This window comes from Aliarcobacter trophiarum LMG 25534, assembly GCF_003355515.1.
Lineage (GTDB): Bacteria > Campylobacterota > Campylobacteria > Campylobacterales > Arcobacteraceae > Aliarcobacter > Aliarcobacter trophiarum.
This window is the reverse complement of the sequence record NZ_CP031367.1, coordinates 774,196-801,085: the sequence shown is the minus strand read 5'-3', so window position 1 is coordinate 801,085 and position 26,890 is coordinate 774,196. Positions and strand designations below refer to the sequence as shown.

The 26,890-nt window shown below is 29.6% G+C and carries 30 protein-coding genes and 1 tRNA gene; 6 read left to right on the top strand and 25 right to left on the bottom strand.

Going from position 1 to position 26,890, the window contains the following annotated elements; translation table 11 throughout:
* Positions 1 to 46: 46 nt before the first annotated feature.
* Positions 47 to 790 (bottom strand): arginyltransferase, encoded by a 744-nt coding sequence (locus ATR_RS04190; protein ID WP_115428226.1) that lies wholly within the window; start codon positions 788 to 790, stop codon positions 47 to 49.
* A gap of 1 nt (position 791) precedes the next feature.
* A complete protein-coding gene (gene trpA, locus ATR_RS04185) occupies positions 792 to 1,532 on the bottom strand; it encodes a tryptophan synthase subunit alpha (RefSeq protein ID WP_115428225.1) in 741 nt (246 codons plus the stop codon).
* A 97-nt stretch (positions 1,533 to 1,629) separates the two neighbouring features.
* Here trpA and panB point away from each other — a divergent pair, with 97 nt between their 5' ends.
* The 3 genes from panB to ATR_RS04170 are packed head-to-tail and all read left to right on the top strand — an operon-like array spanning position 1,630 to position 4,531.
* Positions 1,630 to 2,439, top strand: a complete 810-nt coding sequence (gene panB, locus ATR_RS04180) for a 3-methyl-2-oxobutanoate hydroxymethyltransferase (protein ID WP_115428224.1) — start codon at positions 1,630 to 1,632, stop codon at positions 2,437 to 2,439.
* Positions 2,440 to 2,468: 29 nt separating this feature from the next.
* Entirely contained in the window at positions 2,469 to 3,506 is a 1,038-nt protein-coding gene (gene ruvB, locus ATR_RS04175; protein ID WP_115428223.1) for a Holliday junction branch migration DNA helicase RuvB, read from the top strand.
* On the top strand, positions 3,503 to 4,531 hold the full coding sequence (locus ATR_RS04170; protein WP_115428222.1) for an AI-2E family transporter: 1,029 nt from the start codon (positions 3,503 to 3,505) through the stop codon (positions 4,529 to 4,531). The genes ruvB and ATR_RS04170 overlap by 4 nt, the downstream gene beginning before the upstream one ends.
* Before the next feature lie 61 nt (positions 4,532 to 4,592).
* Here ATR_RS04170 and guaB read toward each other — a convergent pair whose 3' ends face one another.
* The 8 genes from guaB to rpmJ form a co-directional block, all read right to left on the bottom strand.
* Positions 4,593 to 6,038, bottom strand: a complete 1,446-nt coding sequence (gene guaB / locus ATR_RS04165; RefSeq protein ID WP_115428221.1) for an IMP dehydrogenase — start codon at positions 6,036 to 6,038, stop codon at positions 4,593 to 4,595.
* A gap of 16 nt (positions 6,039 to 6,054) precedes the next feature.
* Positions 6,055 to 7,413 carry an Asp-tRNA(Asn)/Glu-tRNA(Gln) amidotransferase subunit GatA gene (gatA, locus tag ATR_RS04160; RefSeq protein WP_115428220.1) on the bottom strand — a complete coding sequence of 453 codons (1,359 nt, stop codon included), beginning with the start codon at positions 7,411 to 7,413 and terminating at the stop codon, positions 6,055 to 6,057.
* A gap of 157 nt (positions 7,414 to 7,570) precedes the next feature.
* On the bottom strand, positions 7,571 to 7,921 hold the full coding sequence (rplQ, locus tag ATR_RS04155) for a 50S ribosomal protein L17 (RefSeq protein WP_105910829.1): 351 nt from the start codon (positions 7,919 to 7,921) through the stop codon (positions 7,571 to 7,573).
* A 14-nt stretch (positions 7,922 to 7,935) separates the two neighbouring features.
* Positions 7,936 to 8,934, bottom strand: coding sequence for a DNA-directed RNA polymerase subunit alpha (locus ATR_RS04150; protein ID WP_115428219.1), 999 nt, complete (start codon positions 8,932 to 8,934; stop codon positions 7,936 to 7,938).
* 16 nt (positions 8,935 to 8,950) lie between these two features.
* Positions 8,951 to 9,577, bottom strand: coding sequence for a 30S ribosomal protein S4 (gene rpsD, locus ATR_RS04145; RefSeq protein ID WP_115428218.1), 627 nt, complete (start codon positions 9,575 to 9,577; stop codon positions 8,951 to 8,953).
* A 10-nt stretch (positions 9,578 to 9,587) separates the two neighbouring features.
* On the bottom strand, positions 9,588 to 9,980 hold the full coding sequence (rpsK, locus tag ATR_RS04140; protein WP_105915943.1) for a 30S ribosomal protein S11: 393 nt from the start codon (positions 9,978 to 9,980) through the stop codon (positions 9,588 to 9,590).
* Positions 9,981 to 9,989: 9 nt separating this feature from the next.
* Positions 9,990 to 10,358: a 30S ribosomal protein S13 gene (gene rpsM, locus ATR_RS04135; protein ID WP_115428217.1), complete on the bottom strand. Its 369-nt coding sequence runs from the start codon at positions 10,356 to 10,358 to the stop codon at positions 9,990 to 9,992.
* 5 nt (positions 10,359 to 10,363) lie between these two features.
* Complete coding sequence (rpmJ, locus tag ATR_RS04130; protein WP_004509205.1) at positions 10,364 to 10,477, bottom strand: 50S ribosomal protein L36; 114 nt, start codon at positions 10,475 to 10,477, stop codon at positions 10,364 to 10,366.
* Between the two features lie 218 nt (positions 10,478 to 10,695).
* Between rpmJ and ATR_RS04125 the strand changes: the two genes are divergently transcribed.
* Entirely contained in the window at positions 10,696 to 11,055 is a 360-nt protein-coding gene (locus ATR_RS04125) for an HIT family protein (protein WP_115428216.1), read from the top strand.
* On the opposite strand, the gene ATR_RS04120 is transcribed toward ATR_RS04125, so the two are convergent.
* From ATR_RS04120 to ATR_RS04110, 3 genes are read right to left on the bottom strand one after another with little or no spacing between them, the layout of a single operon-like run.
* The gene (locus tag ATR_RS04120; protein WP_115428215.1) at positions 11,052 to 11,981 is read right to left on the bottom strand and encodes a DHH family phosphoesterase; all 930 of its coding nucleotides are present in this window, start codon (positions 11,979 to 11,981) and stop codon (positions 11,052 to 11,054) included. The genes ATR_RS04125 and ATR_RS04120 overlap by 4 nt on opposite strands.
* Positions 11,982 to 11,990: 9 nt before the next feature.
* Positions 11,991 to 13,058 carry a 3-isopropylmalate dehydrogenase gene (gene leuB / locus ATR_RS04115; RefSeq protein ID WP_115428214.1) on the bottom strand — a complete coding sequence of 356 codons (1,068 nt, stop codon included), beginning with the start codon at positions 13,056 to 13,058 and terminating at the stop codon, positions 11,991 to 11,993.
* Between the two features lie 4 nt (positions 13,059 to 13,062).
* Positions 13,063 to 13,557 (bottom strand): 3-isopropylmalate dehydratase small subunit, encoded by a 495-nt coding sequence (locus ATR_RS04110; RefSeq protein ID WP_115428213.1) that lies wholly within the window; start codon positions 13,555 to 13,557, stop codon positions 13,063 to 13,065.
* A 165-nt stretch (positions 13,558 to 13,722) separates the two neighbouring features.
* On the opposite strand from ATR_RS04110, the gene rpoD reads away from it, so the two are divergent.
* Positions 13,723 to 15,597, top strand: a complete 1,875-nt coding sequence (gene rpoD / locus ATR_RS04105; RefSeq protein WP_115428212.1) for an RNA polymerase sigma factor RpoD — start codon at positions 13,723 to 13,725, stop codon at positions 15,595 to 15,597.
* Between the two features lie 12 nt (positions 15,598 to 15,609).
* Here the strand turns inward: rpoD and ATR_RS04100 are convergent, their stop codons facing one another.
* The 7 genes from ATR_RS04100 to ribA all read right to left on the bottom strand — a co-directional run bounded on the left by ATR_RS04100 (position 15,610) and on the right by ribA (position 20,529).
* A complete protein-coding gene (locus ATR_RS04100; RefSeq protein WP_115428211.1) occupies positions 15,610 to 16,416 on the bottom strand; it encodes a DNA ligase in 807 nt (268 codons plus the stop codon).
* Positions 16,417 to 16,591: 175 nt separating this feature from the next.
* Positions 16,592 to 18,616, bottom strand: coding sequence for a glycine--tRNA ligase subunit beta (gene glyS / locus ATR_RS04095; protein WP_115428210.1), 2,025 nt, complete (start codon positions 18,614 to 18,616; stop codon positions 16,592 to 16,594).
* A complete protein-coding gene (locus tag ATR_RS09855) occupies positions 18,609 to 18,767 on the bottom strand; it encodes a hypothetical protein (RefSeq protein ID WP_164966719.1) in 159 nt (52 codons plus the stop codon). Before ATR_RS09855 ends, glyS begins: the two co-directional genes overlap by 8 nt.
* Positions 18,764 to 19,144, bottom strand: a complete 381-nt coding sequence (locus tag ATR_RS04090; protein WP_115428209.1) for a hypothetical protein — start codon at positions 19,142 to 19,144, stop codon at positions 18,764 to 18,766. Before ATR_RS04090 ends, ATR_RS09855 begins: the two co-directional genes overlap by 4 nt.
* Complete coding sequence (locus tag ATR_RS04085) at positions 19,144 to 19,368, bottom strand: PP0621 family protein (protein ID WP_115428208.1); 225 nt, start codon at positions 19,366 to 19,368, stop codon at positions 19,144 to 19,146. Before ATR_RS04085 ends, ATR_RS04090 begins: the two co-directional genes overlap by 1 nt.
* Before the next feature lie 4 nt (positions 19,369 to 19,372).
* Complete coding sequence (gene rsmG / locus ATR_RS04080) at positions 19,373 to 19,954, bottom strand: 16S rRNA (guanine(527)-N(7))-methyltransferase RsmG (RefSeq protein ID WP_228254251.1); 582 nt, start codon at positions 19,952 to 19,954, stop codon at positions 19,373 to 19,375.
* Positions 19,951 to 20,529 carry a GTP cyclohydrolase II gene (gene ribA / locus ATR_RS04075; protein ID WP_115428207.1) on the bottom strand — a complete coding sequence of 193 codons (579 nt, stop codon included), beginning with the start codon at positions 20,527 to 20,529 and terminating at the stop codon, positions 19,951 to 19,953. Before ribA ends, rsmG begins: the two co-directional genes overlap by 4 nt.
* A 60-nt stretch (positions 20,530 to 20,589) precedes the next feature.
* On the opposite strand from ribA, the gene hemB reads away from it, so the two are divergent.
* The gene (gene hemB, locus ATR_RS04070; RefSeq protein ID WP_115428206.1) at positions 20,590 to 21,564 is read left to right on the top strand and encodes a porphobilinogen synthase; all 975 of its coding nucleotides are present in this window, start codon (positions 20,590 to 20,592) and stop codon (positions 21,562 to 21,564) included.
* 11 nt (positions 21,565 to 21,575) lie between these two features.
* Here the strand turns inward: hemB and ATR_RS09810 are convergent.
* The 5 genes from ATR_RS09810 to metX all read right to left on the bottom strand — a co-directional run bounded on the left by ATR_RS09810 (position 21,576) and on the right by metX (position 26,832).
* A tRNA-Glu gene (locus tag ATR_RS09810) sits at positions 21,576 to 21,651 on the bottom strand.
* 64 nt (positions 21,652 to 21,715) lie between these two features.
* Complete coding sequence (locus ATR_RS04065) at positions 21,716 to 22,159, bottom strand: Sua5 YciO YrdC YwlC family protein (RefSeq protein WP_115428205.1); 444 nt, start codon at positions 22,157 to 22,159, stop codon at positions 21,716 to 21,718.
* Positions 22,160 to 22,161: 2 nt separating this feature from the next.
* Positions 22,162 to 25,404, bottom strand: coding sequence for a carbamoyl-phosphate synthase large subunit (carB, locus tag ATR_RS04060; RefSeq protein ID WP_115428204.1), 3,243 nt, complete (start codon positions 25,402 to 25,404; stop codon positions 22,162 to 22,164).
* An 89-nt stretch (positions 25,405 to 25,493) separates the two neighbouring features.
* Positions 25,494 to 25,703 (bottom strand): exodeoxyribonuclease VII small subunit, encoded by a 210-nt coding sequence (gene xseB, locus ATR_RS04055; protein ID WP_115428203.1) that lies wholly within the window; start codon positions 25,701 to 25,703, stop codon positions 25,494 to 25,496.
* Positions 25,704 to 25,728: 25 nt separating this feature from the next.
* Positions 25,729 to 26,832, bottom strand: a complete 1,104-nt coding sequence (gene metX, locus ATR_RS04050) for a homoserine O-acetyltransferase MetX (protein ID WP_115428202.1) — start codon at positions 26,830 to 26,832, stop codon at positions 25,729 to 25,731.
* Positions 26,833 to 26,890: the final 58 nt, after the last annotated feature.

Below are 26,890 nucleotides of genomic sequence, written 5' to 3'. Positions count from 1 at the left end.
AAATTTTATTTTAACTATAATAATTTTTTCTATATTTACAAAAAAATTAGTTCTCTTGTTTAAATTCTTCCCATATAGGCTCTTCATTTAAATTTGCTCTATTTGTTAAAATTTCAAAAGGCATATACTCTTTTTTATACCCCATTGAGTAATGTTTATCAATCCAGTATCCCAAATAAATATATGGAATATTTAGCTCTTTTGCTATATTTATTTGTGTTAAAATAGAGAATTTACCTATAGAGAACTCCTCAAAATCGTGATCATAAAAACAGTAGATAGAGGATATTGATTTTGGTAAAATATCAACTAAGGCAACTCCTATTAATTTATCATCTCTAAGATACAAAAACTCTGTTGCAAATTCTACGTTTCCATCTACATAAGATTTTATATAATCATCATAATCTATTTGAACATAGTTCCAATCTTTTTTATCCTTCATATAACTATGATATTTATGATATAAAGATAAATGCTCTTTTGTAACAGAGGGTGGTCTTATTAAAATTTTTGTATCTCTATTTTTATTTAAAACTCTTTTTTGTGACTTTGAAAACTCAAAGTTTTTTACATCAATCCTCATAGATACACATTTTGTACAACTTTTACACTCTGGCACAAAATGTATTTTCCCAAACCTTCTCCAACCTCTTTCCAGCTTTTTCTGGTACTCTTCAATACTACAAAAATTTAAAAATCTATATCTAATATCTGACTTTTTATCTTTAAAATATGAACAATCTCTATTTTCTTCAAAAAACTCTAAATCTTGACTAAAAAACTTCATTTTACTCGTTTATCTTCTCTTTTATCTCTTTTGCCATTTTAGATATTTTCTTAATTTTTTCACTACTACTTAAATTATCATCTAAGATATGTTTTACAAAAGCACTTCCTACAATAACTCCATCTACACCTTTACTTTTCTCTTTGCAAGTTTTTTCATCTACTCCAAAACCAATATATAGTGGTGTTTGTGTAAATTCTCTTACATTATTTATAATTTCTGATAAGTCTTCACTTTTACCACTTCCAGTAATTCCAGTATATGCTACCATATAAATAAATTTCTGAGAATTTTCTACCAACATTTTTATTCTATCTTTTGGTGTTGTAGGTGCTACAAATGTAATATTTGAAATACCATTTTTTATAAAATCATCTTCATATCTTTTTACCATTTCAAAAGGTAAATCAGGAATAATTGTTCCTGTAGCACCAGAACTACTTGCTTTTTTTAGAAAATCACTAAAACCATAGTGATAAAAGGGATTCATATATCCCATATACAAAGTATCAATTTTATCTGCTATTTTACTTGTAACATAAAAAAGGTCTTCAATTTTAAATCCATTTTTAAGTGATAAAAAATTTGCTTTTTCAATTGTTGGTCCATCTGCAACAGGATCACTAAAAGGAACACCTAATTCTAAACTATCTACTCCACTCTCTTTTAATGAAAGAGCTAAATCAACTGTAAATTCTCTATCTGGATAAGATGTAGTAATATATGCAACTAATTTCTTCAAAATTCTTCCTAAAAATAAATTACTTGATTTTATCAAAAACCTAATTAAAATCTATTTTTGGCTATAATTTAAACCATTTTAATTTAGGATTTTTAATATGAGTATAATTAAACACAATTTTGAAAAATTAAATATTACAAAGATAAAAGAGGCAAAAAATAAATATAAACTAACAGTAATAACTGCCTACGATGCACTTTTTGCAAATTTATTTAAAGATAGTGCTGATATGATCCTAGTAGGAGATAGCTTAAATATGAGCTTTGCAGGGAAAAGCGATACTTTAAGTGCAACTTTAGAACAGATGATTTACCATACAAATGCCGTTTGTAATGGGGCAAAAGATGCATTTATAATAACTGATATGCCTTTTTCTACTTATATTAATAAAGACGAAGCTTTAAAAAACTGTTCAGAAGTTTATAGAAGAACACTTGCTAGTGCTGTAAAAATAGAAGGTGGAGAAGATAGAGCAGAAATAATAAATCATTTAACAAAAAACTCTATTGCAGTTATGGCTCATATTGGACTAATGCCTCAATATGTGCGAAGTGAGGGTGGATATAAGGTTCGAGGAAAAACAAAAGATGATGAAGAACAACTAATCCGTGATGCAATAGCTGTTGAGAAGGCTGGAGCTTTTTCAATAGTAATAGAGGGTGTAAAAGGTGATGTAGCAAAGAAAATCTCACAAAGTGTTAAAATACCAACTATTGGAATAGGAGCTGGGAAAGATTGTGATGGGCAGGTTTTAGTTTGGTCTGATATGTTAGGCTTTTTTGAAGAGTTTAAACCAAAATTTGTAAGAAGATATTTAGATGGTGCAAAATTGGTAAAAGAAGCTGTTGAACAATATAGAGATGATGTACAAAAACAAAGTTTTCCATCTCAAAATGAAGAGTACTAATATGAAAATTTTTAAAGCGGAGCTTTAGTGTGCAAAGATTAGTAGAAGTAGAAAAAGTCTCTTTTGAAGAAGAGAGCAATGAGCAGAGTTTAAGACCTTCAAATTGGGATGATTATATAGGACAGGAAAAGATTAAAAAAAACCTTAGAGTTTTTATAGATGCCTCAAAAAAAAGAGCTGAAGCACTTGACCATATTCTATTTTATGGACCACCAGGGCTTGGAAAAACAACTCTTTCATATTTAATCTCAAATGAGATGAACTCAAATATAAAAGTAACTGCTGGACCTATGATTGAAAAAAGTGGTGATTTAGCAGCAATTTTAACTAATCTTGAAGAGGGTGATATTTTATTTATAGATGAAATTCACCGTTTAAGTCCTACAGTAGAAGAGATTTTATACCCTGCTATGGAAGATTATAGACTTGATATTATTATTGGTAGTGGACCAGCAGCTCAAACCGTTAAGATAGATCTACCAAGATTTACACTAATAGGTGCAACAACACGTGCTGGAATGCTATCAAATCCTTTAAGAGAGAGATTTGGAATGCATTTTAGAATGCAGTTTTACACAGAAGAAGAACTAGCAAAAATAATTCAAAAAGCTTCATTAAAACTAGGAATGAACTCAAAAAATGATGCAAGTATGGAAATATCAAAAAGAAGCCGTGGAACTCCTAGAGTTGCTTTAAGACTTCTTAGACGAGTAAGAGACTTCTCACAAGTTGCAAATGAAAAAGAGATAGTTTTAAATACTTGTAAATATGCCCTTGATGAGTTAGGAGTAAACGAACACGGTTTTGATGAGATGGATATAAATCTTCTTGAACTTCTTATTTCAAATCGTGGAAAACCTATGGGGCTATCTACAATGGCTGCTGCTTTAAGTGAAGATGAAGGAACTATTGAAGATGCCATTGAACCATATCTACTAGCAAATGGTTATATTGAAAGAACAGCTCGTGGAAGAGTTGCTAGTATAAAAGCATATGATATGTTTAGACTCACTCCACCAAAATTTGAGAATAGTTCCAAAAACCAACAACAAGGAAACCTTTTTTGAAACCAATATATTTCTTAATACTTTTAGCACTTTTGCTATTTTACTTTATAATTGAACTATTTAATCCCTTTCTTAAATCAATTTTTGTAGCAACTTTGCTTACAATTGCTACAAATTCACTATATTTAAGACTAAATCAAAAAATAAAGAATAGAGTTATTAGCTCATCTATTTTTACAATATCTATGACTGCTCTATTCTTTTTACCTATTTTATACTGTATATTATCTTTTGCCACTTTTTTCAATCAAGTAGATCAAGCTCTTTTAATTCAAAATCTAAATGAGATAAAGAACTCAAGTCTTAGTTTTTTGGCTGAAATTAGCTTTATGCAAGATTTTCTTCAAAATATAACAAAACAGATTGATATTGGAAAAATTGTTCAAGAATTAGTAAGTTTTAGTGCTTATTTAGGAAAAAATAGTGCTAAATTTATGCTAGATATGATTCTAATTTTAATATTTTTCTTCTTTTTTACCCTATTTTCAAATCAAATTGCACAATATCTAAAGGATTTAACTCCTATAAATAGTGATGATGCAAATATACTATTTAATGAATCTTCAAGTGTAATGAGTGTTGTGTTTTACTCTATTCTTACAACTGCAATTTTCCAAGGTTTTTTATTTGGAGCATTTTTGTCCGCCTTTGGTTACAATGGTCTTCTTTTTGGAGTTTTATATGGATTTGCCTCTTTAGTTCCTGTTATTGGTGGAGTTATTATGTGGCTACCTGTAGCTATATATGAAGCTGCAACAGGTACTTTTTTTAATGCAATTTTTATTGCTATATACTCTATAGTGGTTATCTCAATCATTGCTGATACTTTTATAAAACCTTTAATAATAAGCTATATAAATAAAAGAATCGTCAAAACTCCTACAAAAATCAACTCTCTTTTAATATTTTTTGCAATAGTTGCAGGGCTTGGAACTTTTGGTTTTTGGGGAATGATAATTGGTCCTGCTATGGTTAGCTTATTTGTCTCTATTATGCATCTCATAAAAAAATATAGCAATTTCTAAAAAATAAAAAAGCCTAGATAAAATATCTAGGCTTTTTAAAATTAAAAGATTAATCTATTTCTTATACATGATAATTTGGAGCTTCATTTGTAATAGTTACATCATGAACATGTGACTCTCTAAGCCCTGCACTTGTAATTTCTACAAACTCTGCTGTATCTTGAAAAGTTGCAATATCTTTAGAACCTAAATATCCCATAGAACTTCTTAAACCACCAACCATTTGATGAATAATATCAGCAATAGTTCCTCTATAAGCAACTCTTCCTTCTATTCCTTCTGGTACTAGTTTATCAGCAGCTGTTCCTTCTTGAAAATATCTATCAGTGCTTCCTTTTGTCATAGCACCAATACTTCCCATTCCTCTATAAGATTTGAACTTTCTTCCTTGATAAAGAATTACTTCACCTGGGCACTCATCTGTACCAGCTAATGCACTTCCCATCATAACACAACTAGCACCAACAGCTAGAGCTTTTGCTACATCACCAGAATATTTAATTCCACCATCAGCAATTATTGGTGTTTCAGTCTTTTTAGCCTCAATTGAACACTCATCAATAGCACTCATTTGAGGAACTCCAACACCTGCAACTATTCTAGTTGTACAGATACTTCCAGGTCCAATTCCAACTTTAACTCCATCAGCACCAGCTGCAATTAAATCTCTTGTTGCTTCAGCAGTTGCTACATTTCCAGCAATAAGCTCAACTTTTAGCTCTTTTTTTATTGCTTTTACAGTATCTATTATCCCTTTACTATGTCCATGAGCTGAGTCTAAAACTAAAACATCAACTCCAATAGCAACTAAAGCTCTAGCTCGGTCAAGTTGATTAACTCCAATTGCAGCTCCAACTCTTAATCTTCCAAACTCATCTTTACAAGCACTTGGATACTCTATTTTTTTATTAATATCTTTAATTGTAATAAGACCGATTAATTTATTATTATCATCAACTATTGGAAGTTTTTCTATCTTATTTTGATGCATAATTTCAGCTGCTTGTTCTAAAGTTGTACCTTCTTTAGCAGTTACTAGTGGCATTTTTGTCATTTTTTCATATGCTTTAAATCTAAAATCTTTTGTAAATCTCATATCTCTATTTGTTAAAATACCAACCAAAATACCATTATCATCAACAACAGGAACACCTGAAATTTTATATGTAGCCATAATATCTTCAGCATCTTGAAGTGTTTGATTTGGTTTTATTGTAATTGGGTCTATTATCATACCTGATTCAGATTTTTTTACTTTTTGACACTGTAAAACTTGAGCTTCAATATCCATATTTTTATGAATTATTCCTATTCCACCAAGTCTTGCCATTGCAATTGCTGCTTGATATTCAGTAACTGTATCCATAGCAGCACTTACAAAAGGAACATTTAGTTCAATATTTTTAGTAAGTTTTGTTTTAGTACAAACCTCTTTTGGAAGTACTTGCGATTTAGCAGGTACCAACAATACATCTTCAAAAGTTAAAGCTCTTTTTCTTATTTTCATTGTAAATCCTATTCAATTATTTTATATACTTAACAGCTTTTTCCATAGATAAAGCACCATCAAACAGAGTTTGTTCCTCATAACTATTTGCGATTAATTGAAGTCCTATTGGAAGTCCTTCTTTGTCTTTTGCAACGGGTAAACTAATAGCTGGAAGACCTGATAAATTTACTCCAATTGTGTATATATCAGCTAAATACATCTCTAAAGCATTTGAATATGAGCCAAATTTTGGTGCAGTTGTTGGAGCAACTGGTGATAAAATCAAATCAGAATTCTCAAAAATTTTATCAAATTCAGCTTTAATAAGGCTTCTTACTTTTTGTGCTTTTATATAATAAGCATCATAATATCCAGAGCTTAATACAAATGAGCCTACCATAACTCTTTTTTTGACTTCATATCCAAAACCTTCTGTTTTTGTATCTACATACATATCTTTTAAATTTCCGTCACCTTTTCTAGCCCCATATCTAACACCATCAAATCTAGCTAAATTTGCACTTGCTTCTGCACTTGATATTATATAGTATGTAGAGATTATCTTATTTGTGTCTATCATATTTGTATGAACAATTTTATGACCTTGCTCTTTTAAAAGTTCAACTGCTTTATTAAAGGCAGTTTGTATTTCATTAGAAGCTTGAGCTACAAAATTATCAATTACAGCAATAGTAAATTTTTTATTGCTATTTAAATTTGGAGTAATTTTTGTATAAGGAATATTTGCACTAGTTGAATCTTTTTCATCATAACCAGCTATTATATCGTATAAAATAGCTGCATCTTCAACATTTTGAGTTATTGGTCCACATTGATCTAAAGATGATGAGTAAGCAGCAATACCATATCTAGAAACTCTTCCATAAGTTGGTTTCATTCCAACAACACCACAATAAGCTGCAGGTTGCCTAATACTTCCCCCTGTATCTGTTCCAAGTGCAGCAATAGCTATTCCAGCAGCAACAGCAGCAGCACTTCCTCCACTACTTCCACCAGGAATTCTTGTATTGTCAATAGGATTTAATGTTTTACCATAAGATGAACTTTCTGTTGAACTTCCCATGGCAAACTCATCCATATTTGTAAGTCCAAAAGGGCTTAAACCAGCACTTTGTAATTTTTCAACAACTGTTGCATTAAAAGGAGAGATATACCCTTTTAAAATATTACTAGAGCAATCAAGCTCCCAATTTTTAACATTTATATTATTTTTAATAGCTATGGGAACCCCATTTCCAGAACTACTTATCTCTTTATTTTCTATCTGCTCAATATAAGCACCAACACCACTATTTTTAATCTTTATTTTTAAATCTTCTTTTAATTTTTCTATATCTTCACTATTTAATTTTAATGCTTCTTTTAAAGTCATAAACTGGTTCTCCTAAGATTTCTAGGTATAATAAACGCCTGATTTTACCAAAATTTAGTTTAAAAAAGGTGTAAGTGGATTTTATATAGTTATTTTTTTAAAAATATGTTAGTTTTGTAGAGTAAAAAAAAGGGATAGTTTCCTATCCCTTGAAAGATTAGATGAAAGATATAAATGCCATTGGAGTAGCATCACCTTTTCTAATTCTAGTTTTAATAATAGATGTATAACCACCATTTCTACCTTCGTATTTTGGTGCTATTTCATTTATTAATTTTTTAGTAGCTTCTTTGCTTTGTAATGCTGCAAATACATATCTATGTGTATTTAAATCAGCATTTCTTGCAGATGTTACTAATTTTTCTATATATCTTTTTAACTCTTTTGCTTTTGGAACAGTTGTTTCAATTTTTTCTCTCTCAATAATTGCAATAGCTAAATTTTTTAACAATGCTTTTCTATGAGCAGAAGTTCTATTTAACTTTCTATAACCGTGCTTATGTCTCATCTTAAACCCTTAATTTATGCTTTTAATTGCTCTAATTTTCTTCTTAAAGAAGAAGCAATATTTTCTGGAAGTGTATTTTCAACTGGATAACCTAATGATTCTAACTTTTCAGCTATTTCATTATAAGATTTTGTTCCAAGATTTTTTATATTTTTAACTTCAACTTCACTCATAAGTACTAACTCACCTAAATATTTAATTCCGTTTCTATCCAAAGCATTATAACTTCTAGCAGTTAAGTTTAAATCTTCAATTTTTACAATTAAATCTTTTAATTCAACACTATCATCACTCGAATCATTAATTGATACCTCTGATAAATCAAAAACTTTATTAAATACTGACATTTGCGAATACATAACACTAACTGCTTCTTTAAATGCAGTGATTGGACTAATTTGTCCATTTGTAACTACATTAAATACAGCTTTTTCATAGTTTGGATTGTCTTCAACTAACATCTTTTCAATATTATAAACCACTTTTTTAACTGGTGTAAAAAAAGCATCTATTGGTATAAAATCAGGTCCTACAATATCTCTAATGTCTTCAGAAGGCATATATCCAATACCTTTTTGAATAATAACTGTAAAGTTCAAGTTACAGTCACTATTGATAGTTGCTAAGTGTTCATCAGTTGATACTACATCAACTTCAGAATTTATTAAATCACTACCTTTAATATCTCTTGGTCCACTAAAAGAGTACTCAACAGAAACTTGATTTTTATCACCATTTATTTTAAATCTCATATTTTTAAGATTAATAACAAACATAGCAACATCTTCAAGCATTCCTCTTAATGAATCAAATTCATGAGTAACACTTTCAATTTTAACAGCGATTGGTGCATAGCCAACAGATGAACTTAAAAGTAATCTTCTTAACGGATGAGCCAAAGTTATAGCAAATCCATCTTCAAATGGATAAGCTGTAATTTTTGCTTCATTAGCACTAATAGCTTCAATTTCAACTTCAGTTGGTAAAAACGGAGTTTCTGCAAACTTTTTCATTGGCTACCTTTTATTTTTATTTAGAGTATAACTCAACAATTAATCTCTCTTCTACAGGAATAACAACTTCTTCTCTAGCTGGTACTCTTGTGAAAATTCCAAATACTTTATCTTTATCCACATTTACCCAATCAACCATTCCAGTTTGATTTGTAAGCTCAATAGCTCTTTTAATTTGTGGATTATTTTTAGATTTTTCTCTAATTTCGATTTTTTGTCCAGCTTTTACTAAATAAGAAGGAATATCAACTTTTTTACCATCTACTAAGATGTGTCCATGAGTTGTTATTTGTCTAGCAAATGCTCTAGTTGTTGCAAATCCCATTCTGTAAACAACATTATCTAATCTTTGTTCAATTAAAGTAATAAGAATAGATCCTGTATTTCCTTCTCTTCTTACTGCTTCTTTAAAGTAGTTAGAGAATTGTCTCTCAGAAATACCATACATAAATTTAACTTTTTGTTTCTCTCTTAACTGTAATCCATACTCAGAAATCTTAGTTCTTCTTTGTCCATGTTGTCCTGGAGCAAATGGTCTTTTTTCTAAAGCACTTTTACCTGAAAGTCTTCTCTCACCTTTTAAACCAAGGTCTGCTTCAAGTCTTCTTTCGATTTTTTCTACTGGTCCTCTATATCTTGCCATATTTTACTCCTTACACTCTTCTTCTTTTAGGAGGTCTACAACCATTGTGTGCTAATGGTGTAACATCTTTTAACCAAGTAACTCTAATCCCGTTAATAGCACCAACTGATTTAACAGCAGTATCTCTTCCAGAACCAGGACCTTGAATTTTAATTCCTACATTTTTAATACCATGTTCCATTGCTTTTGCCATAGCATCTTCAACCGCAGCTTGAGCCGCAAATGGAGTTGATTTTTTAGAACCTTTAAACCCTAAGTTTCCAGCACTTGACCATGCTATTGCATTTCCCATGTTATCTGTAACTGTAACCATTGTATTGTTAAAACTTGCAGCTATATGAACGATACCGTCAGCAATATTTTTTCTTACAATTTTTTTTCTAGTAACTTTTCTTTTTGCCATTATCTATCCTTATTTACTCGCTGCACCAATAGTTTTCTTTTTACCTTTTCTTGTTCGTGCATTAGTTTTAGTCTTTTGCCCTCTACAAGGTAAACCTTTTCTGTGTCTTAATCCTCTATATGAACCTAAATCCATTAAAGATTTAATATCCATAGCAACTTTTTTTCTAAGATCCCCTTCAACAAGATAGTTTTCTTGAATCTCTTTTCTAATTAGAGCTGCTTCGTCTTCTGTTAATTCAAATGCTCTTTTATTTAAATCAATTCCAGTTGCATTTAAAATTAATCTTGAATTATGTAATCCAATTCCAAAGATGTATGTTAAAGCATACTCCATTCTCTTTTTATTTGGTAAATCAACACCCGCGATTCTTGCCATGTGTCTTATCCTTGTCTTTGTTTATGTTTTTTGTTTTCGCAGATTACTCTTACGATACCTCTTCGTTTGATAACTTTACACTTATCACACATTTTTTTAACTGAAGCTCTTACTTTCATAAGTCTCGTCCTTCTTTGTTTGTGTTTTTTTCCAATTTTCAACAGGAAAAATCTAAAATAAAACTCTTCCAACTCTCTGTAAAATACAAACTAAATTATTTAATTTTACAAAAACTTCTTTCATGGTTGAAAAAATGGAACTGCATTGTATTTAAATATTACTTAAGGCTTGTTTAATATGGTATAATTTCACAAAATATACTTAATAGGATTAATTTATGCAAATATACAAAAATAGTTTAATAAATATAGAGATAGAAAATAGTGAAATTCCATGGTTAAAAATTTTTACTAATAAAAATATAAAAGAGTTTTCACATTGTGATAATGAAACAAAGCAAGAGATTTGGAAATATCTTGATATTGTAGAAAAAAAGATGATTGAATACTATAATCCAGACAAAATAAATATTGCATCTTTTGGAAACTATGTTCCACATGTACATTTTCATATAATGGCAAGATTTAAAAATGATAGCTTTTTCCCAGAGTCTATGTGGGGAAAGAGACAAAGAGAGTCAACTTTACATTTACCCTCTTTTGATAGATTTATAGATGAGCTAAAAAAAAGTTTTTAGCCATCTTGATTTATCTTTTCTACCAATTTTCCTAAAACTTCATCTGCTTCACTTTTATTAATTTGACAAGCACCAGCTTTTTCATGACCACCACCATCATATTTAAGCATTAATTCACCAATATTTGTTTTTGAAGTTTTATTAATAATAGATTTTCCAGTGCTATAAACTACCTTTTCTTTATCTTTTGCATAAAAAACATGGATAGAGATATTTTGTTCTGGGAAAAGTGTATATACCATAAATCTATTTCCAGGGTATATAATCTCTTCTTCTCTATAATCAATAATTAAAAGATTTCCAATAACCTTTGTACATTTTTTAAGTTGCTCTTTAAACTGCTCTTCATATTGAAAATATAAGTCAACTCTCTCTTTTACATCTGGAAGTTCCAATATTTGGTCAATATTATGTCTTGCACAGTAATGAATTAAATCCATCATTAACTGATAGTTTGAAATCCTAAAATCTCTAAATCTTCCCAATCCAGTTCTACTATCCATTAAAAAACTAAGCAATGCCCAAGCTCTTGGATTTACGATATCCTCATATGTAAAATCTGCACTATCAGCCTTATTTGCTCCTATCATCATAGAGGTAAAATATCCTGGGAAAACTTCATCTCCATTGTAATAGTCATAAACAACTTGAGCAGCACTAGGTGCTTTTGGATCTATTATATGATTATCTCTTTTTTCATTTCTCAAAGTTTCACTATAGTGATGGTCAAATGCCATAAAAACACCTTCAACATAAGGTAAGTTTGTTGTTATATCATTATTTGTAATCTCTATTAAACCATCTTGCATATCCTTTGGATGAACAAAAGTAATCTCATCTATAATATCAAGATATTTTAGTAAAGTTCCACAAACTAATCCATCCATATCACTTCGTGTAACTAATCTATACTTTTTTTCACCCATTTTAGATCCTTATTTGTTGATATACTCAACTATTTTATCTCCCATAGCAGTACAATTTAAAACCTCTTTTGCATCAAAAGATGCTAAATCTTTTGTTCTATATCCATCTTTTAGTGCATCTTTAATAGCTTTTTCAATAATATCTGAAGCTTTTTCCTCATTCAATGTATATTTTAACATCATAGCTGCACTCAAAATTGTTGCTATTGGATTTGCAATCCCTAATCCTGCAATATCAGGTGCTGAACCATGAATTGGCTCATAAATTGCTGTTTTCTCACCTGTTGAAGCTGATGGTAACAATCCAATAGAACCAACTACCATTGAAGCTGTATCAGATAAAATATCTCCAAATATATTTCCAGTTACAATAACATCAAACTGTTTTGGATTTCGCACAAGTTGCATAGCTGCATTATCTACATACATATGGCTAACTTCAACACTAGGATATGATTTTGCAACTTCGTTTACAGTATCTCTCCAAAGTTGTGAAACCTCAAGAACATTTGCTTTATCTACACTACAAACTCTTTTATCCCTTTTTAAAGCCAATTCAAATGCTGTTTTTGCAATTCTTTCAATTTCAGGTTTTGTATAAACCATAGTATTATATGCTTTAAACCCATCATTTTCTCTAGGTTTTCCAAAGTAAATACCACCAATAAGTTCACGAACAACCATAATATCGCAACCTTTTATAACTTCAGGTTTTAAACTAGACGCATTTACAAGCTCATCATAAACAATAGCTGGTCTTAAATTTGCAAAAACACCCATTTTCTCTCTAAAGCTCAAAAGCCCTGTTTCAGGTCTTAAATCTCTAGGAAGTGTATCCCATTTTTCTCCACCAATAGCACCAAATAGACAAGCATCACTTTCTAAAACACCTTTTACTGTCTCGTCTGGAAGAGGAACTCCTACTGTATCAATAGCAATTCCACCCATTAAATACTCTTTATAACTTAAAGTAAAATCACATTTTTTAGCAACTGCATTTAATACTTTAATAGCTTCAGTTACAATCTCTGGTCCTATCCCATCACCTTTTATTATTGAAATATTATAATTTTTCATTTATCTACCTTTTCATCTCTTCTTTTGCATAATTAATAAGCCCACCACTTGCAATTAACTCTTGCATAAATGGAGGAATTGCTATAAATTTATAAGTTTTATTTGTACTATTATTTGTAATTTCTCCATTATCTAAATCAATACTAATCTCTTGACCCTCTTTTATCTCAAGACTTTCAGGTAGTTCAAAAATAGGAAGTCCCATATTAAAAGCATTTCTATAAAAAATTCTAGCAAAAGAAGGAGCTACAACAGCTGCAACTCCCGCTGCTTTTAGAGCTATTAGAGCATGTTCTCTACTTGAACCACATCCAAAATTTTCTCCAGCAACTATAATATCGCCTTTTTTTAATTTTTTTGGAAATTCTGGGTCTGCATCTTCCATAACATATTTTGCCAAGTGCTCTGGGTCTGAACTATTTAAATATCTTGCAGCTATAATAACATCTGTATCAATATTTGCACCAAAGTTCCAAACTTTACCTGTAATTTTACTCATATCTCATTCCTTATTTTTATTAAACAGTAAATATCAAGCAAAAATTTTATCCTAACTTTTAGTAAACTTTGTTTAAACAATACTCTATGTGGTTAATTATAATCATATCTTTAGATAATTTGGATATAATGTCCGATTATTTAAAAAGGAGGATTTCCTAAATCAATGAGTACAAAAGACATAAATAAAACTATTGAGCAGTTAATAAAAGAGTACAAGGACTCTATCTTAACTTATGAAAAAATTATAAAAATTTTTCCAAAAGCTCCAACAGGTGCAACTATTAAAAAAATCCTTGCCCTTGTTCAACTTTATAATGTAAAAGTTATAAGCTCTCAAGAACAAGCAAAACTTCTAAATGACGAAGAAGCAAAAAAAAGAAAAGAACAAAGAGAAAAACTAATTGAAGCAGAAGATGATGAGTTTGATTTATTAAAAAATAAAGAGCTACTTGAATGGTCAAGATCAGATTCACCTGTAAGAATGTATCTTAGAGAAATGGGACAAATTCCACTTTTAACAAAAGATGAAGAGATTGAAATTTCTAAAAGAATTGAAATGGGTGAAGATATTATTCTTGATGCCATTTGTTATGTTCCTTATCTTATAGACTTTATTTTAGAGTATAAAGAACCACTTGTAAATAGAGAGAGAAAAGTAAAAGAGCTATTCAAAAACTTCGATGATGACAATGAAGAAGAAGAGGAAGAAGAAGAGATTGAAGAGTATGAAGATGAAGAACCTTTTGATGCTGAAGATGATGAAAAGAAGCTTTCAGGTGCAAAACAAAAAAAACTAGACAAAAGAGCTCAAGTTATAATTGAAGCTTTCAAAAACCTAGAAAAAACAAAAAAAGAGTGGTTAAAATTTCAAACAAAAGAGGTAGCTAAATCTGATGATGAAGTTGATATTATGACTTTTGACTTAGCTACTGCATTTAAAAAGAGATTACTAAAAGATGCACTACTTGATTTAGGACCTACTTCAAAACTTATAACTGAAATAGTAAAAGCTATGGAAACATCTTTAAAATCTGATGTTGGTTTTGATAGTGAACTAAAAAGATTAGAGTATAAACTTCCACTTTTTAATGAAACTTTACAAAAAAATCACCAAAAAATTTTGGAAAATATCATAAATCTATCAAAAGCTCAAATAACTTCAATGGTTCCAGAAGCGACAATGGTAGGAACTTATATGGAGATAAAAAAACTTTTCCAAACAGCAGAAGCTTCTAAAGATGGTTTTGACTTAACTCCTGAAGAGTTAAAAGCAGTTTTGGAACAGATAAAAAGAGGAAAAAGAATAACTGATACTTCAAAAGATAGAATGGCAAAATCAAATCTTAGACTTGTTGTATCTATTGCAAAAAGATACACAAATAGAGGTTTAGCATTTCTTGATTTAATTCAAGAGGGAAATATCGGACTTATGAAAGCTGTTGATAAGTTTGAGTATAAAAAAGGTTATAAATTCTCTACATATGCAACTTGGTGGATCAGACAAGCTATTTCTAGAGCAATTGCTGATCAAGCAAGAACTATACGAATTCCTATTCATATGATTGAAACTATTAATAGAATAAATAAAATCATTAGAAAAGGTATTCAAGAAAATGGTAAAGAGCCAGATGTTGAAGAGATTGCAAAAGAGGTTGGATTACCTGTTGATAAAGTAAAACAAGTAATTAAAATCACAAAAGAGCCAGTTTCACTTGAAGCTCCAATAGGAAGCGATGATGATGGTAAATTTGGAGATTTTGTACCAGATGAGAAAGCTCCAACTCCAATTGACAACATTATGAAAGAGGATTTACAAGGGCAAATTGACCAAATTTTAGGGCAATTAAATGAGAGAGAACAAGCAGTAATCAGAATGAGATTTGGACTTATGGAAGATGCTAGTGATAGAACTCTAGAAGAGATTGGAAAAGAGCTTTCTGTTACAAGAGAGAGAGTAAGACAGATTGAATCAAGTGCTATTAAAAAACTAAAACACCCAAAAGTTGGAAAAAATCTTAAAAATTATGTAGAGAGTTAATCTCTACATATACTATTTATCTTCTCTTACTCTTAAAAAAGAGGCAAATTTTGGTTTCCCATTTTTTGTAAAACCGTAATATTTAAAAGTGATAGTTTCGCCAATCTTTGGTGGATTCTCTCTATATTTTTTTGAAAAACCATTTCCTAAATTAAAAACTTCTCCACTTTTAAGCTTTATTACTAGACTTTTTAAACTACCATTACTATTTAAATTATAAGCTTGAATAATTCCCTCATCATCCAAAAATCTTTTAACTTTTAAACTATTTTTACTTCGCCCTACTTCATACTCTAAGTTTGGATTTTTTACTATAACACCTTCTGCTTTTTTCTCTAATAGCTCTTTTAAAAATGATTGTAGATGATTCTCATCTTTACAAACTATTTGAGGAATGATTTTTATATAGTTGTTTGGATTCTTATCTAACCAATTTTTCAAAAAATCTAATCTGGCTTTAAAATTTCCAGTTGCATTTGGAACTTCAAAGATATTATAAGTTATATTTTCCCAAGCTAGGTTTGAGTTGTTATTTAAAACTATACTTTGGATATTTTCAAAATCAGCCCTTTTTGTCCAAAGTTCACCATCTAGCTCAAAAGGTGGAAAATCTTTTGTAAAAAAACTAGGGGCAAAAATCTCATTTTTATTTTTTGTATATAGCTTTTTACCATCCCAATAAGCTCTTATGCCATCTAGCTTTTCGCTCATAAACCAACCATCTATTTTATCTCTTTTTTCATCATAAACCATAGGTTTTTGAAGTTCAAAAGAGAAAGTGTGTAAACTACAAAGAAAAAGTAAGATAATAAGTCGCATATTAACTCCTTAATATTTTGATTATATCAAAATAAAAGAAAGCTTCATAAAAAAGTTTAATATTGAACTACGACAAATTAGGTCATAAAATTTTATTTTTTGGATTTTATTTATTTTAAGCTATAAAGTGTATTTGTTTAAAACTCTTCTTTTATCAAATACACTTTTATTATATTTATATAGTTATCTCTTTAATATCTGCTATATTTTTAAATGCTAGATAGATATTTGCTATTAGGTTTTTTCTATTTTGTTTTATCTTCTCATTTTCGTGATTTACAAAAACTTTATCAAAAAAATTATCAAGTTCTGGTTTTAAAGAGAAAAGTCTATCTAACTCCTCTTCAAAACTTGTAAAATTTATAGCTTTTATCTCTTTGAATTTAGCAAAAAGTTCTCTCTCTTCATCCATCTCAAATAGATTTTCAAAAATATCTAAAGAGCTAGAAAAATCAACATCTTTTACGATATTTGCAACTCTATTAAAAGTTGTACTATACTCTTTGTAGTTATCACTTATTACTATTGGGTTTAAAGCTTCAACTTTTTTGTATATATTATAGATATTTGTCTCTCCACTACTTATTACTGCTTTTAAAACAGTAGGATTTACTCTATCAAAGATTTTGTAAAGTCTATCTATAAAAAACTCATTTAATAGTTTTGTATCTAGGTTTTTATACTCTAGCTTTAAATCTTCAAAAATTGCTTTAAAATCAATAGGAAGTTTATGCTCTATTGCAATTTTTACAACTCCTAATGCTGCTCGTCTTAGAGCAAATGGGTCTTTTGAACCTGTTGGGATTTTTCCAATACTAAATAAAGCCATAAGATTATCAATCTTATTTGACATAGCAACAATACTTGAAAAAATAGTAGTTGGAAGTTCTGAATTTTCACCAACAGGAAGATATTGCTCTTTTAGAGCTAAACTTATCTTCTCATCATATTTTTCAATTTTTGAGTAGTAGTATCCCATAAGACCTTGTAGCTCTGTAAACTCATAAACCATCTCACTCATCAAATCTGCTTTGCTTAGCATCACAGCTTTTTCTAATAATGCACTCTCTTTCTCTTCTACACTTAATTTGTTTGCCAAATATGAAGCTATTTTTGCCTCTCTTTCGCACTTCTCATAAACAGTTCCTAAACCCTCAACAAATACTAATTTCTTTAATCCATCATTTTTTAAACCATTTTTTATATCATTTCTATAAAAAAACATAGCATCTGCTAATCGTGGTCTTAAAACCTTTTCATTTCCAGCAATTATATATCCAAAATCATTTGTAAGAGCATTTGAAACTACTACAAAGTTATTAATTAGTTTTTCATTTTTATATACTGCAAAATATCTTTGATTCTCTTTCATAGAAGTAACAATTACTTCACTAGGAAGCTCCAAGAACTCTTCATCAAACTTTCCTAAAAGTGCAGTTGGATACTCTGTAATAGCCACAACTTCAGCTAATAACTCCTCATCTATTTCTACTTTTATATTATGCTTTGTCTCAATATCTCTTAGTTGTTTTAAGATTTTTTCTCTTCTTTCATCTTGATATAAAATCACTCCATATTTATCAAGTTTACAAAAATAGTCTCCTACATTTGAGAAAGAGAAAGGTTCATAACTATCCATTCTATGTCCAAAAGAGATATTAGAAGATTTAATCCCAAAAAGTTCTCCATCAATTATTTCACTATCTAGCATCATTGAGAAAAATCTAATAGGTCTTATAAAACTATCATTTCTACTTCCCCATCTCATACTTTTTCCAAAGTTTAAAGATGACACAAACTCATTTATCATACCATTTAAAATATCTTTTATAAAAACTCCACTAACTTCGCTTTTATGATATAAAACTTCACCTTTCCCAAAATCTTTAAACTCTAACTCTTCAACTTCAACACCACATTTTTTCGCAAAACTAAAAGCCGCTGGAGTAAAAGTTCCATCTTTAAAAGCGATACTTTTTGGAGCACCTATATTTTCAACTTCACTATCATCTTGTTTGATTTTAAACTCTCTATGCCATAAAACCAATCTTCTTGGAGTATAAAAAATATCAAAATTACAAAGTAGCTGATTTTTTTCTAATATATCACTCCATTTTTTCTCTACATTTGGTAGCTCTTTTAAAAATGGAATTGCTGGTAACTCCTCTGTACCTATCTCTATTAAAAGTGGTTTAAGCATCTTCTTTTTCCTTTTTTTGGTTTTTAATTTTCTCTATCTCTTCTAACTTATCTGTATGTTTCTTAATCTGTTGGCGGTTGAAGTTTATAATAAACATAGCTACCATAAAAACAAATAGAGCTAAAACTATAAAATCTAAAATCTCTTTCAATTTTTCCCCTTTAAAGCTTCACTATATATTGCTCCATCTATCTCTTCAAGAGCTACTTCTTCTAGATCATCACTTTTATATATCACTTTTAAAACTTTCGTATCAAACATATAATTATCTGCTATTTTTTGCATCTGTTTAGCCAAAGAGTTAGAACAAACTATATACTTTGAGTTTAAACTACTAGCATATAATCCCTCTTTTATAGAGCTTATATATACAAAAAAATTTAATTTTTCTTTATAGCAATACTTTAAAAGTTCCTCATTGTAAGCAAAAAAAAGTAGTGAATTTGGTTTTGTATCTTTTATCTCATTTATATTTGAAACTTTATAAAACTCTTCAAAAGGAACTAAACTATCTCCAATTATTATCACTATTTAGCCTTTTTGTTATTCAAACACTCTTTTGAGCAATAAAATCTTCCACTACTTAAAATAGCTTCACTTTGTGCTACATAAGTACTACAAGTAGGACACTCTACCATCTCATCACTAATTAGTTTATCATTCTTTTTAACACCATCAACTCTTTTATTTTTAAAAAATAGTATATATACAATAAATCCTATAAATACTACAGCTATCACTTTTAACAACATTTATCTATCCTTTTATATATAAATAGTTTCTATCTTTTTTTGAAACTACCTTATAGTTATTTATTTTTGCATCTTCTAGTTCATTTTCTAACATACTTCCCTTATAAAAAAGGTATGAAGTAGTAGAAGTTTGCATACTTTTTGTAAGCTCTAAAAGTAATTTTGTATTTGTCACTGCTCTACTTGTTATTAAATCTACTTTTAACTCTTCAATATCCTCTGCTCTTTTTTGTAAAATTGTAAGGTTTTGTAAATTTAAACTTGCTTTTACAAAATTTAAAAATGCAACTCTTTTTGCTCTAGGTTCTACTAAATATGCTTTTACATCTCTCCTTGCAATAGCCAAAATAAGCCCTGGATATCCAGCCCCTGTTCCAATATCTGTAAAACTTTTAAAATCTTCTATAAAGCTAAGAGGAAAAATAGAGTCTAAAATATTTTCATATATAGAAATATCATCCAATCTTCCACTAAGATTGTGAACTTTTCCCCATTTTTTAAGTAACTCTATAAAAATAGTAATATCTTGATAAAAACTATCACTATAGTATATATTCTCTTTTTCAAGCATATTTTTTAGACTCAAAGCATATGCCCCATTTGCTCTTTTTTTGTTCTTAGGTAATCTTTATTGTAACAGTTTGGCTCTACAATTGTAGGAATTCTTCCAACTATCTCCAATTTTTCTATTTTTTCTAAAAACTCTATTTTTGAAGGGTTATTTGTAAGTATATTTATCTTTTTTACTCCTAAATCTTTCAAAATATACTCAACAATACTATATTCTCTCTCATCTTCTTTAAAACCTAAAGCTAAATTTGCTTCAATAGTATCTTTTCCACTATCTTGTAAACTATAGGCATTTACTTTGTTTAAAAGTCCAATATTTCGCCCCTCTTGTCTATGATAAATTATCATTCCACCATTTTTTGAAATATATGAAATAGCAAGTTCTAGCTGTTTTTGGCAGTCACATTTTATACTTCCAAAAACATCACCTGTTAGACACTCTGAGTGAATTCTTAAATTTATAGTCTCATTTGGATTAAAATTCTCGCTCATAAGAGCCAAATGCTCTTGACTATTTTGTTTATATGCTTTTATTTTAAAATTTCCATATTTTGTGGGAAGGTTTGCTATATTTGATTGTATTATTTGCATTTGTTTTTTAAACCTTAAACTGTTAAAATCGTAAGATTATATCCAAAAAAGGTAGTTATTATGTTTAAACGATTTAGAAGATTAAGATTAAATGAGACTTTAAGAAACTTAGTAGAAGAGACAACAATTAGTAAAAATGATTTTATATATCCACTTTTTGTAAAAGAGGGAAAAGGTATAAAAATAGAAATTTCATCTATGCCAGGTGTATTCCAAATGAGTATTGATGAGATTTTAAAAGAGTGTGAATATTTGCAAGAAATAGGACTAAATTCTATTATACTTTTTGCAATTCCAGATTTAAAAGATAGTGTTGGAAGTGAATGTTTATGTGATGAAAGTATTATTTCAAGAACAATAAAAGCTATAAAAGAGAAATTTCCTAATATCTTTATAGTTACTGATTTATGTTTTTGTGAATATACAGATCATGGACATTGTGGAATTCTTGATCCTAAAACAAAAAGTGTTCACAATGATAAAACTCTTGAGATATCTGCACAACAAGCATTAGTTCATGCAAAAGCAGGAGCAGATATGATAGCACCTTCAGGAATGATGGATGGAATTATTACAGTTTTAAGAGATACTTTAGATGAAAATGGATTTAAAGATTTACCAATTATGGCATATTCAACAAAATTTGCTAGTGGATATTATGGACCTTTTAGAGATGTAGCTGAATCAACTCCTAGCTTTGGAGATAGAAGAACTTATCAGATGAATGTAGCAAATAGACTTGAAGCAATAAGTGAATCTTTAGAAGATGAAAAAGAAGGTGCAGATATTCTAATGGTAAAACCAGCTTTAGCCTTTTTAGATGTTGTAAGAGATATAAGAAATGAGACGAAACTTCCACTTTGTGTTTATAATGTAAGTGGAGAATATGCTATGTTAAAACATGCTGGACTTGCTGGACTTATTGATTATGAAAGAGTTATGATGGAGACTATGATAGCTTTTAAAAGAGCAGGAGCAAATATAATCATATCATATCATGCAAAAGAGGTTTGTGAAATTTTAAATAGAAAATAAGAGTTTTGAAATGGCGACCCCAGCATGATTCGAACATGCGTCACTAGGAGGAAATCCTAGGGTCCTTGGCCGCTAGACGACAGGGTCATAAAAAAAGAAAATATTTTACTTAAAATTTAGTTTTACTTTGCTTAAGAATATAGGATTACTTTTATCTTATTTTTTTTATAGATTTCTTTCCTATTTTATATATTTTTGAAGCTATCTTTTCAGAAAAACCAATATTATTTACTACTTCAACATCACATTTTTCAAAAGCAAAATCATAATCAAAACTCTTTTTTGTATAATTTGCAGAAGTAGAAGATAATACTTTGAACTTTTTTATGAAATCATGAAAAAGTTCATCTTTGCTTATAACTCTAAAAGAGTTTAAGTTTGGATATATAAAAGTTGTTTTTTTACTATTTCGTACAATTCTTCTAAACTTTTTTGGAACTCTTACAAAACTATTTAAAGTTGTAAAACTATCGATTGTTTTTAATATCTTTTGTTTATTATCTCTTTGTTTTATATTTGATAGTTTCTCATCATCAAAAGATGAGAAACCAACAGTTGTATCTGTCTGTACCAAATATATTGAGTTTGGATTCATTTTTAGTAGTTTAAAAACTCTTGTATTGATTTTGGAGTTGAAACATCTCTTGTTTTTAACTCTTTTATTCCATCTGCTGCAGCAATTGCAGCTGCCACTGTTGTAAAGTATGGAACATTCATTCTTAAAACAGCTCTTCTAATCTCTTTACCATCATCTTTTGAACTCTCTTGCTCACCACTTGTATTTATTGCCATTGATATATCACCATTTGTTAATAGGTCTGTAATATTTGGTCTTCCTTCACTTACTTTTAAAACCTTTTCACAAACTACTCCAGCATTTGTTATAGCTTTTTCTGTTCCACCTGTTGCACAAATAGTAAATCCACTATCTACTAAACTTTTTGCAATTTGTGGAGCAAACTCTTTGTCTAAATCACAAAGAGATATAAATACTTTTCCACTTTTTGGAAGAGAGTTTTTAGCTGCATTTTGGCTCTTTGCAAATGCCATAGCAAAATTATCAGCGATTCCCATAACTTCACCAGTACTTTTCATCTCTGGGCTTAAAAGTAGATCAGCTCCTGTTAATTTATTAAAAGGGAAAACCGACTCTTTTACAGCTACATGATTTTTTAATTTTGGCTTTAATACACCATTATCTTCATATACAATATCTCTATCATAAACTTTTAGTGCATCTTTTAAACTTTCACCCCACATAACTCTAGTTGCTACTTTTGCTAATGGAATTCCTGTTGCTTTACTTACAAATGGTACAGTTCTACTAGCTCTTGGATTTACCTCTATTAAATAGATTTCACCTTTGTAAATAGCATATTGTGTATTCATAAGCCCTACAACTCCAAGTCCTAAAGCCATCTCTTTTGTTTTTGTCTCTAATTGTTTGATTAAATCTTCACTTATTGATATTGGAGGTAATGAACAAGCACTATCACCTGAGTGAATACCTGCTTCTTCAATATGTTGCATGATTCCACCAATATAAGCCTCTTTCCCATCACAAATACAATCAACATCAAGTTCTATTGCTCTATCTAAGAATTTATCTATTAAAACAGGTGCATCATTTGAAACACTAACTGCCTCATCCATATATTTTTTTAACTCCAAAGTCGAGTAAACGATTCTCATACCTCTTCCACCTAAAACAAATGATGGACGAACTAATACAGGATAACCTATTTTTTCAGCTATTTTTATAGCTTCATCAAGTTTTACAGCTGTTCCATTTTCTGGTTGAAGTAGCCCTATTTTCTCAACAAATGCAGAGAATTTTTTTCTATCTTCAGCTAAATCAATTACATCTGCCGTTGTACCAATTATTTTTGCTCCAGCTTTTGTAAGTGCTTGTGCAAGTTTTAAAGGAGTTTGTCCACCAAAATGTACTATTACTCCATCAGGTTGCTCTTTTTCAACTACACTTCTTACATGCTCAAAATCAATTGGTTCAAAATATAAAACATCTGAAGTATCATAATCTGTACTTACAGTTTCAGGATTACAGTTATACATAATTGTTTTAACACCCATCTCATTTAAAGCAAAACTTGCATGTACACAACAGTAATCAAACTCAATTCCTTGACCAATTCTATTTGGTCCCCCTCCAATAATCATAACTTTTTTATCAGTTGATTTAGGAGTTTCTACTTTTGGAAGTTTTGAAATATTTGTAGTTGAATATAAGTATTGATTTAGAGCTTTAAACTCTCCTGCACAAGTATCAACTTCATTGTATTCAAAATCTATATCTAAATCTTTTCTTGCAAGATATACATCTTCTTCACTTTTTCCAATAATGTTTGCAATAAATTTATCACTAAAACCATTTGATTTAAGTTTTCTTAAAAGTTTTTCATCTTTTAAAATTGCTGGTGTTATAGAGAGTTCCATATCATACAACTCTCTAAACTTAGCTAAAAACCATGGATCAATTTTTGATAAATCAAAAATATCTTCATTTGTTAAGCCTAGTCTCATACCATCCATTAGGTATTGAAGTCTTTTATCATTTGGTCTTCTAATCTCTTTTTTAATAAGTTCTAAATCTGTTGATATAGCATCAAATCCACAAAGACCAGTCTCTAATGAACACATAGCTTTTTGAATAGCTTCATTGAAATTTCTTCCAATAGACATAACCTCACCAACACTCTTCATAGAAGTTGTCAAAGTTGAGTTTGCTTTTGGGAATTTTTCAAATGTAAATCTAGGAACTTTTGCAACAATATAATCAACTGCTGGTTCAAAACTTGCTAATGTACCTGTCATATCATTTTGTATCTCATCTAGTGTAAATCCAACTGCAAGTAGAGTTGAAACTTTTGCTATAGGGTAACCTGTTGCTTTTGAAGCAAGTGCTGAACTTCTTGAAACTCTAGGGTTCATCTCAATAACTAGCATTCTTCCTGTATTTGGACACATAGAGAACTGTACATTTGAACCACCACTATTTACTCCAACTTCTCTTAAAATAGCAAATGATGCTTCTCTCATTTTTGCATACTCTTTATCTGTAAGAGTAAGTGCAGGAGCAATTGTAATACTATCTCCTGTATGAACTCCCATTGGGTCAAGATTTTCAATAGAACATACTACAATACAATTATCATTTGTATCTCGTATAATCTCCATTTCATACTCTTTCCAACCTAAAACTGACTCTAAAATCTCAATTTCATTAATTGGTGAAGCATCAAGACCAGCTTGTGCTAGTGCTTTAAACTCTTCCATATTGTATGCAACTCCACTTCCCGCACCTGCAAGAGTAAATGAAGCTCTTGAAATAACAGGGAAACCGATATCTTTTGCTAATTTCATTGCCTCTTCAAGAGTATATGCATTTTCACTTCTTGGTAAGTCAAGTCCTATTTTTTTCATACTTTCAGTAAAAAGATGTCTATCTTCACCTTTTTTTATAGCTTCAGGATGAACACCTAAAAAAGTAATTCCTTCTAAAAGTCCTTTTGAATATAGCGAAGTTGCAATATTTAAAGCAGTTTGCCCTCCCATCGTTGGAAGTATTGCATCTATATTCTCTTTTTTAATTATATTTAAAACAACCTCTTCTGTGATTGGTTCTATATAAGTTTTATCAGCAAACTCTGGATCTGTCATAATTGTTGCTGGATTTGAATTTACCAGAACAACTCTATACCCTAGCTCTTTTAAAGTTTTCGTTGCTTGAGTACCAGAATAATCAAACTCACACGCCTGTCCTATTACAATTGGTCCTGAACCAATTAACAAAATGTTTTTTATATCTTCTCTTTTTGGCATAACTTTCCTTTCGCTGATTTAAAATTTGGCAAGTTTATCTAAAAAATACTTAAATTCCATTGGATAAAGCTATAGTTAGAATAGTTTTATTAAAAGTTATTATTTTTTGTAACAAAAACTAGCTTTGCTTCTTCTAACAATTTTTGAGCTGATTCAAGCTCTTTTAAACCATCTTGATACAAGTTCATCGACTCATTTAGTGTAATTTGGGGATTAGAAAGTTTTTCTAAAAGCTCTTTTGCTTTTACTATTTTCTCTTCAAACCCTGTATTATCACTATTTTTTATATTATCTTCCATATATATACCTCTTTAATTTTTTAACCTAACTCAATAAAATATTTTTTATATGCCCTTCAAACTTCTCAACTTCAACCAAAAATGAGTCGTGCCCACTTGAGCTATCAACCTCTAAATATGTTGTTTGCTCTTTTTTACCAATTTTTTCCATAATATCTCTTATCTCTTCCATCTCTTCTTTAAAAAAAAGCATATCATCCTTAAAAGATATTAAGTGAAGTTTTCCCTCAATTTTTAAAAAACTATCTTCTAGTTTATCTTTATTTCTTCCTGCATCGAAAATATTTATGGTTTTACAAATATATAAATACGATAGTGGGTCAAAAAATTTTGGAAAACTATATGAGTTATACTCAAGATACTTTTCTATCTCAAATCTTCCAAAAAGTTCATAAAGACCATCTGTACTTACATAATCTCTTCCAAATTTTTTATTAAACAAATTTGGGCTTAAATAGGCAATCAAACCAGCCATTCTACCAACAGCAAGTCCAACTAAACCACTAGCTTTTAAATCATCTTTTAAATATTCACCGTTTTTAAAAGCTTTATCATGTCTAATAGCCTCAATTGCAATTTTATTTAAAGCAATTACCCAAGGTCTTGTATATGCAGTACAAGCTAGTGCAATATAGTGTTTTGCAAATGTTGGATGCTCTATTGCATAGCTTAAAGTTTGCATTCCACCCATACTTCCACCAATAACTGCGATAGCATTTTTTATACCTAGTTTTTCATAAAGCTTCATCTGAGCATTTACAATATCTGAAATTGTTAAAACAGGGAATTTTAATCTATACTCTTTTTTTGTACTTGGATTTATACTAAGAGGACTTGTAGAACCATAAGAGCTTCCAATATTATTTGAACAAATTACAAAATATTTTTTGGTATCAATAGTTTTTCCATCTCCAATGAACTTATCCCACCAACCAGCTTTTGCCTCATTTTCATAACGACCAGCTGCATGATGACTTCCTGATAAAGCATGGCAAATAATAATTACATTTGATTTATCTTCATTTAATGTTCCATAAGTTTCATAAATAATCTCAAACTCTTCAAGTAGCCTTCCACTTTCAAGATATAAAGGTTCATTAAACTTTGCAATTTTTGTCTCTATTTTCAAAATATTTTCCAAATTTTTCAATTTTTTAAGATTAAAGTCTATCTAAACTAAAATAAAA

Coding starts and splice junctions, on each gene's coding strand:
- ATR_RS04190 (WP_115428226.1), bottom strand. CDS start 790: ATGAAGTTTTTTAGTCAAGATTTAGAGTTTTTTGAAGAAAATAGAGAT.
- panB (WP_115428224.1), top strand. CDS start 1,630: ATGAGTATAATTAAACACAATTTTGAAAAATTAAATATTACAAAGATA.
- guaB (WP_115428221.1), bottom strand. CDS start 6,038: ATGAAAATAAGAAAAAGAGCTTTAACTTTTGAAGATGTATTGTTGGTA.
- gatA (WP_115428220.1), bottom strand. CDS start 7,413: ATGACTTTAAAAGAAGCATTAAAATTAAATAGTGAAGATATAGAAAAA.
- rplQ (WP_105910829.1), bottom strand. CDS start 7,921: ATGAGACATAAGCACGGTTATAGAAAGTTAAATAGAACTTCTGCTCAT.
- ATR_RS04150 (WP_115428219.1), bottom strand. CDS start 8,934: ATGAAAAAGTTTGCAGAAACTCCGTTTTTACCAACTGAAGTTGAAATT.
- rpsD (WP_115428218.1), bottom strand. CDS start 9,577: ATGGCAAGATATAGAGGACCAGTAGAAAAAATCGAAAGAAGACTTGAA.
- rpsK (WP_105915943.1), bottom strand. CDS start 9,980: ATGGCAAAAAGAAAAGTTACTAGAAAAAAAATTGTAAGAAAAAATATT.
- rpsM (WP_115428217.1), bottom strand. CDS start 10,358: ATGGCAAGAATCGCGGGTGTTGATTTACCAAATAAAAAGAGAATGGAG.
- rpmJ (WP_004509205.1), bottom strand. CDS start 10,477: ATGAAAGTAAGAGCTTCAGTTAAAAAAATGTGTGATAAGTGTAAAGTT.
- ATR_RS04125 (WP_115428216.1), top strand. CDS start 10,696: ATGCAAATATACAAAAATAGTTTAATAAATATAGAGATAGAAAATAGT.
- ATR_RS04120 (WP_115428215.1), bottom strand. CDS start 11,981: ATGGGTGAAAAAAAGTATAGATTAGTTACACGAAGTGATATGGATGGA.
- leuB (WP_115428214.1), bottom strand. CDS start 13,058: ATGAAAAATTATAATATTTCAATAATAAAAGGTGATGGGATAGGACCA.
- ATR_RS04110 (WP_115428213.1), bottom strand. CDS start 13,557: ATGAGTAAAATTACAGGTAAAGTTTGGAACTTTGGTGCAAATATTGAT.
- rpoD (WP_115428212.1), top strand. CDS start 13,723: ATGAGTACAAAAGACATAAATAAAACTATTGAGCAGTTAATAAAAGAG.
- ATR_RS04100 (WP_115428211.1), bottom strand. CDS start 16,416: ATGCGACTTATTATCTTACTTTTTCTTTGTAGTTTACACACTTTCTCT.
- glyS (WP_115428210.1), bottom strand. CDS start 18,616: ATGCTTAAACCACTTTTAATAGAGATAGGTACAGAGGAGTTACCAGCA.
- ATR_RS04085 (WP_115428208.1), bottom strand. CDS start 19,368: ATGTTGTTAAAAGTGATAGCTGTAGTATTTATAGGATTTATTGTATAT.
- ribA (WP_115428207.1), bottom strand. CDS start 20,529: ATGCAAATAATACAATCAAATATAGCAAACCTTCCCACAAAATATGGA.
- hemB (WP_115428206.1), top strand. CDS start 20,590: ATGTTTAAACGATTTAGAAGATTAAGATTAAATGAGACTTTAAGAAAC.
- ATR_RS04065 (WP_115428205.1), bottom strand. CDS start 22,159: ATGAATCCAAACTCAATATATTTGGTACAGACAGATACAACTGTTGGT.
- carB (WP_115428204.1), bottom strand. CDS start 25,404: ATGCCAAAAAGAGAAGATATAAAAAACATTTTGTTAATTGGTTCAGGA.
- xseB (WP_115428203.1), bottom strand. CDS start 25,703: ATGGAAGATAATATAAAAAATAGTGATAATACAGGGTTTGAAGAGAAA.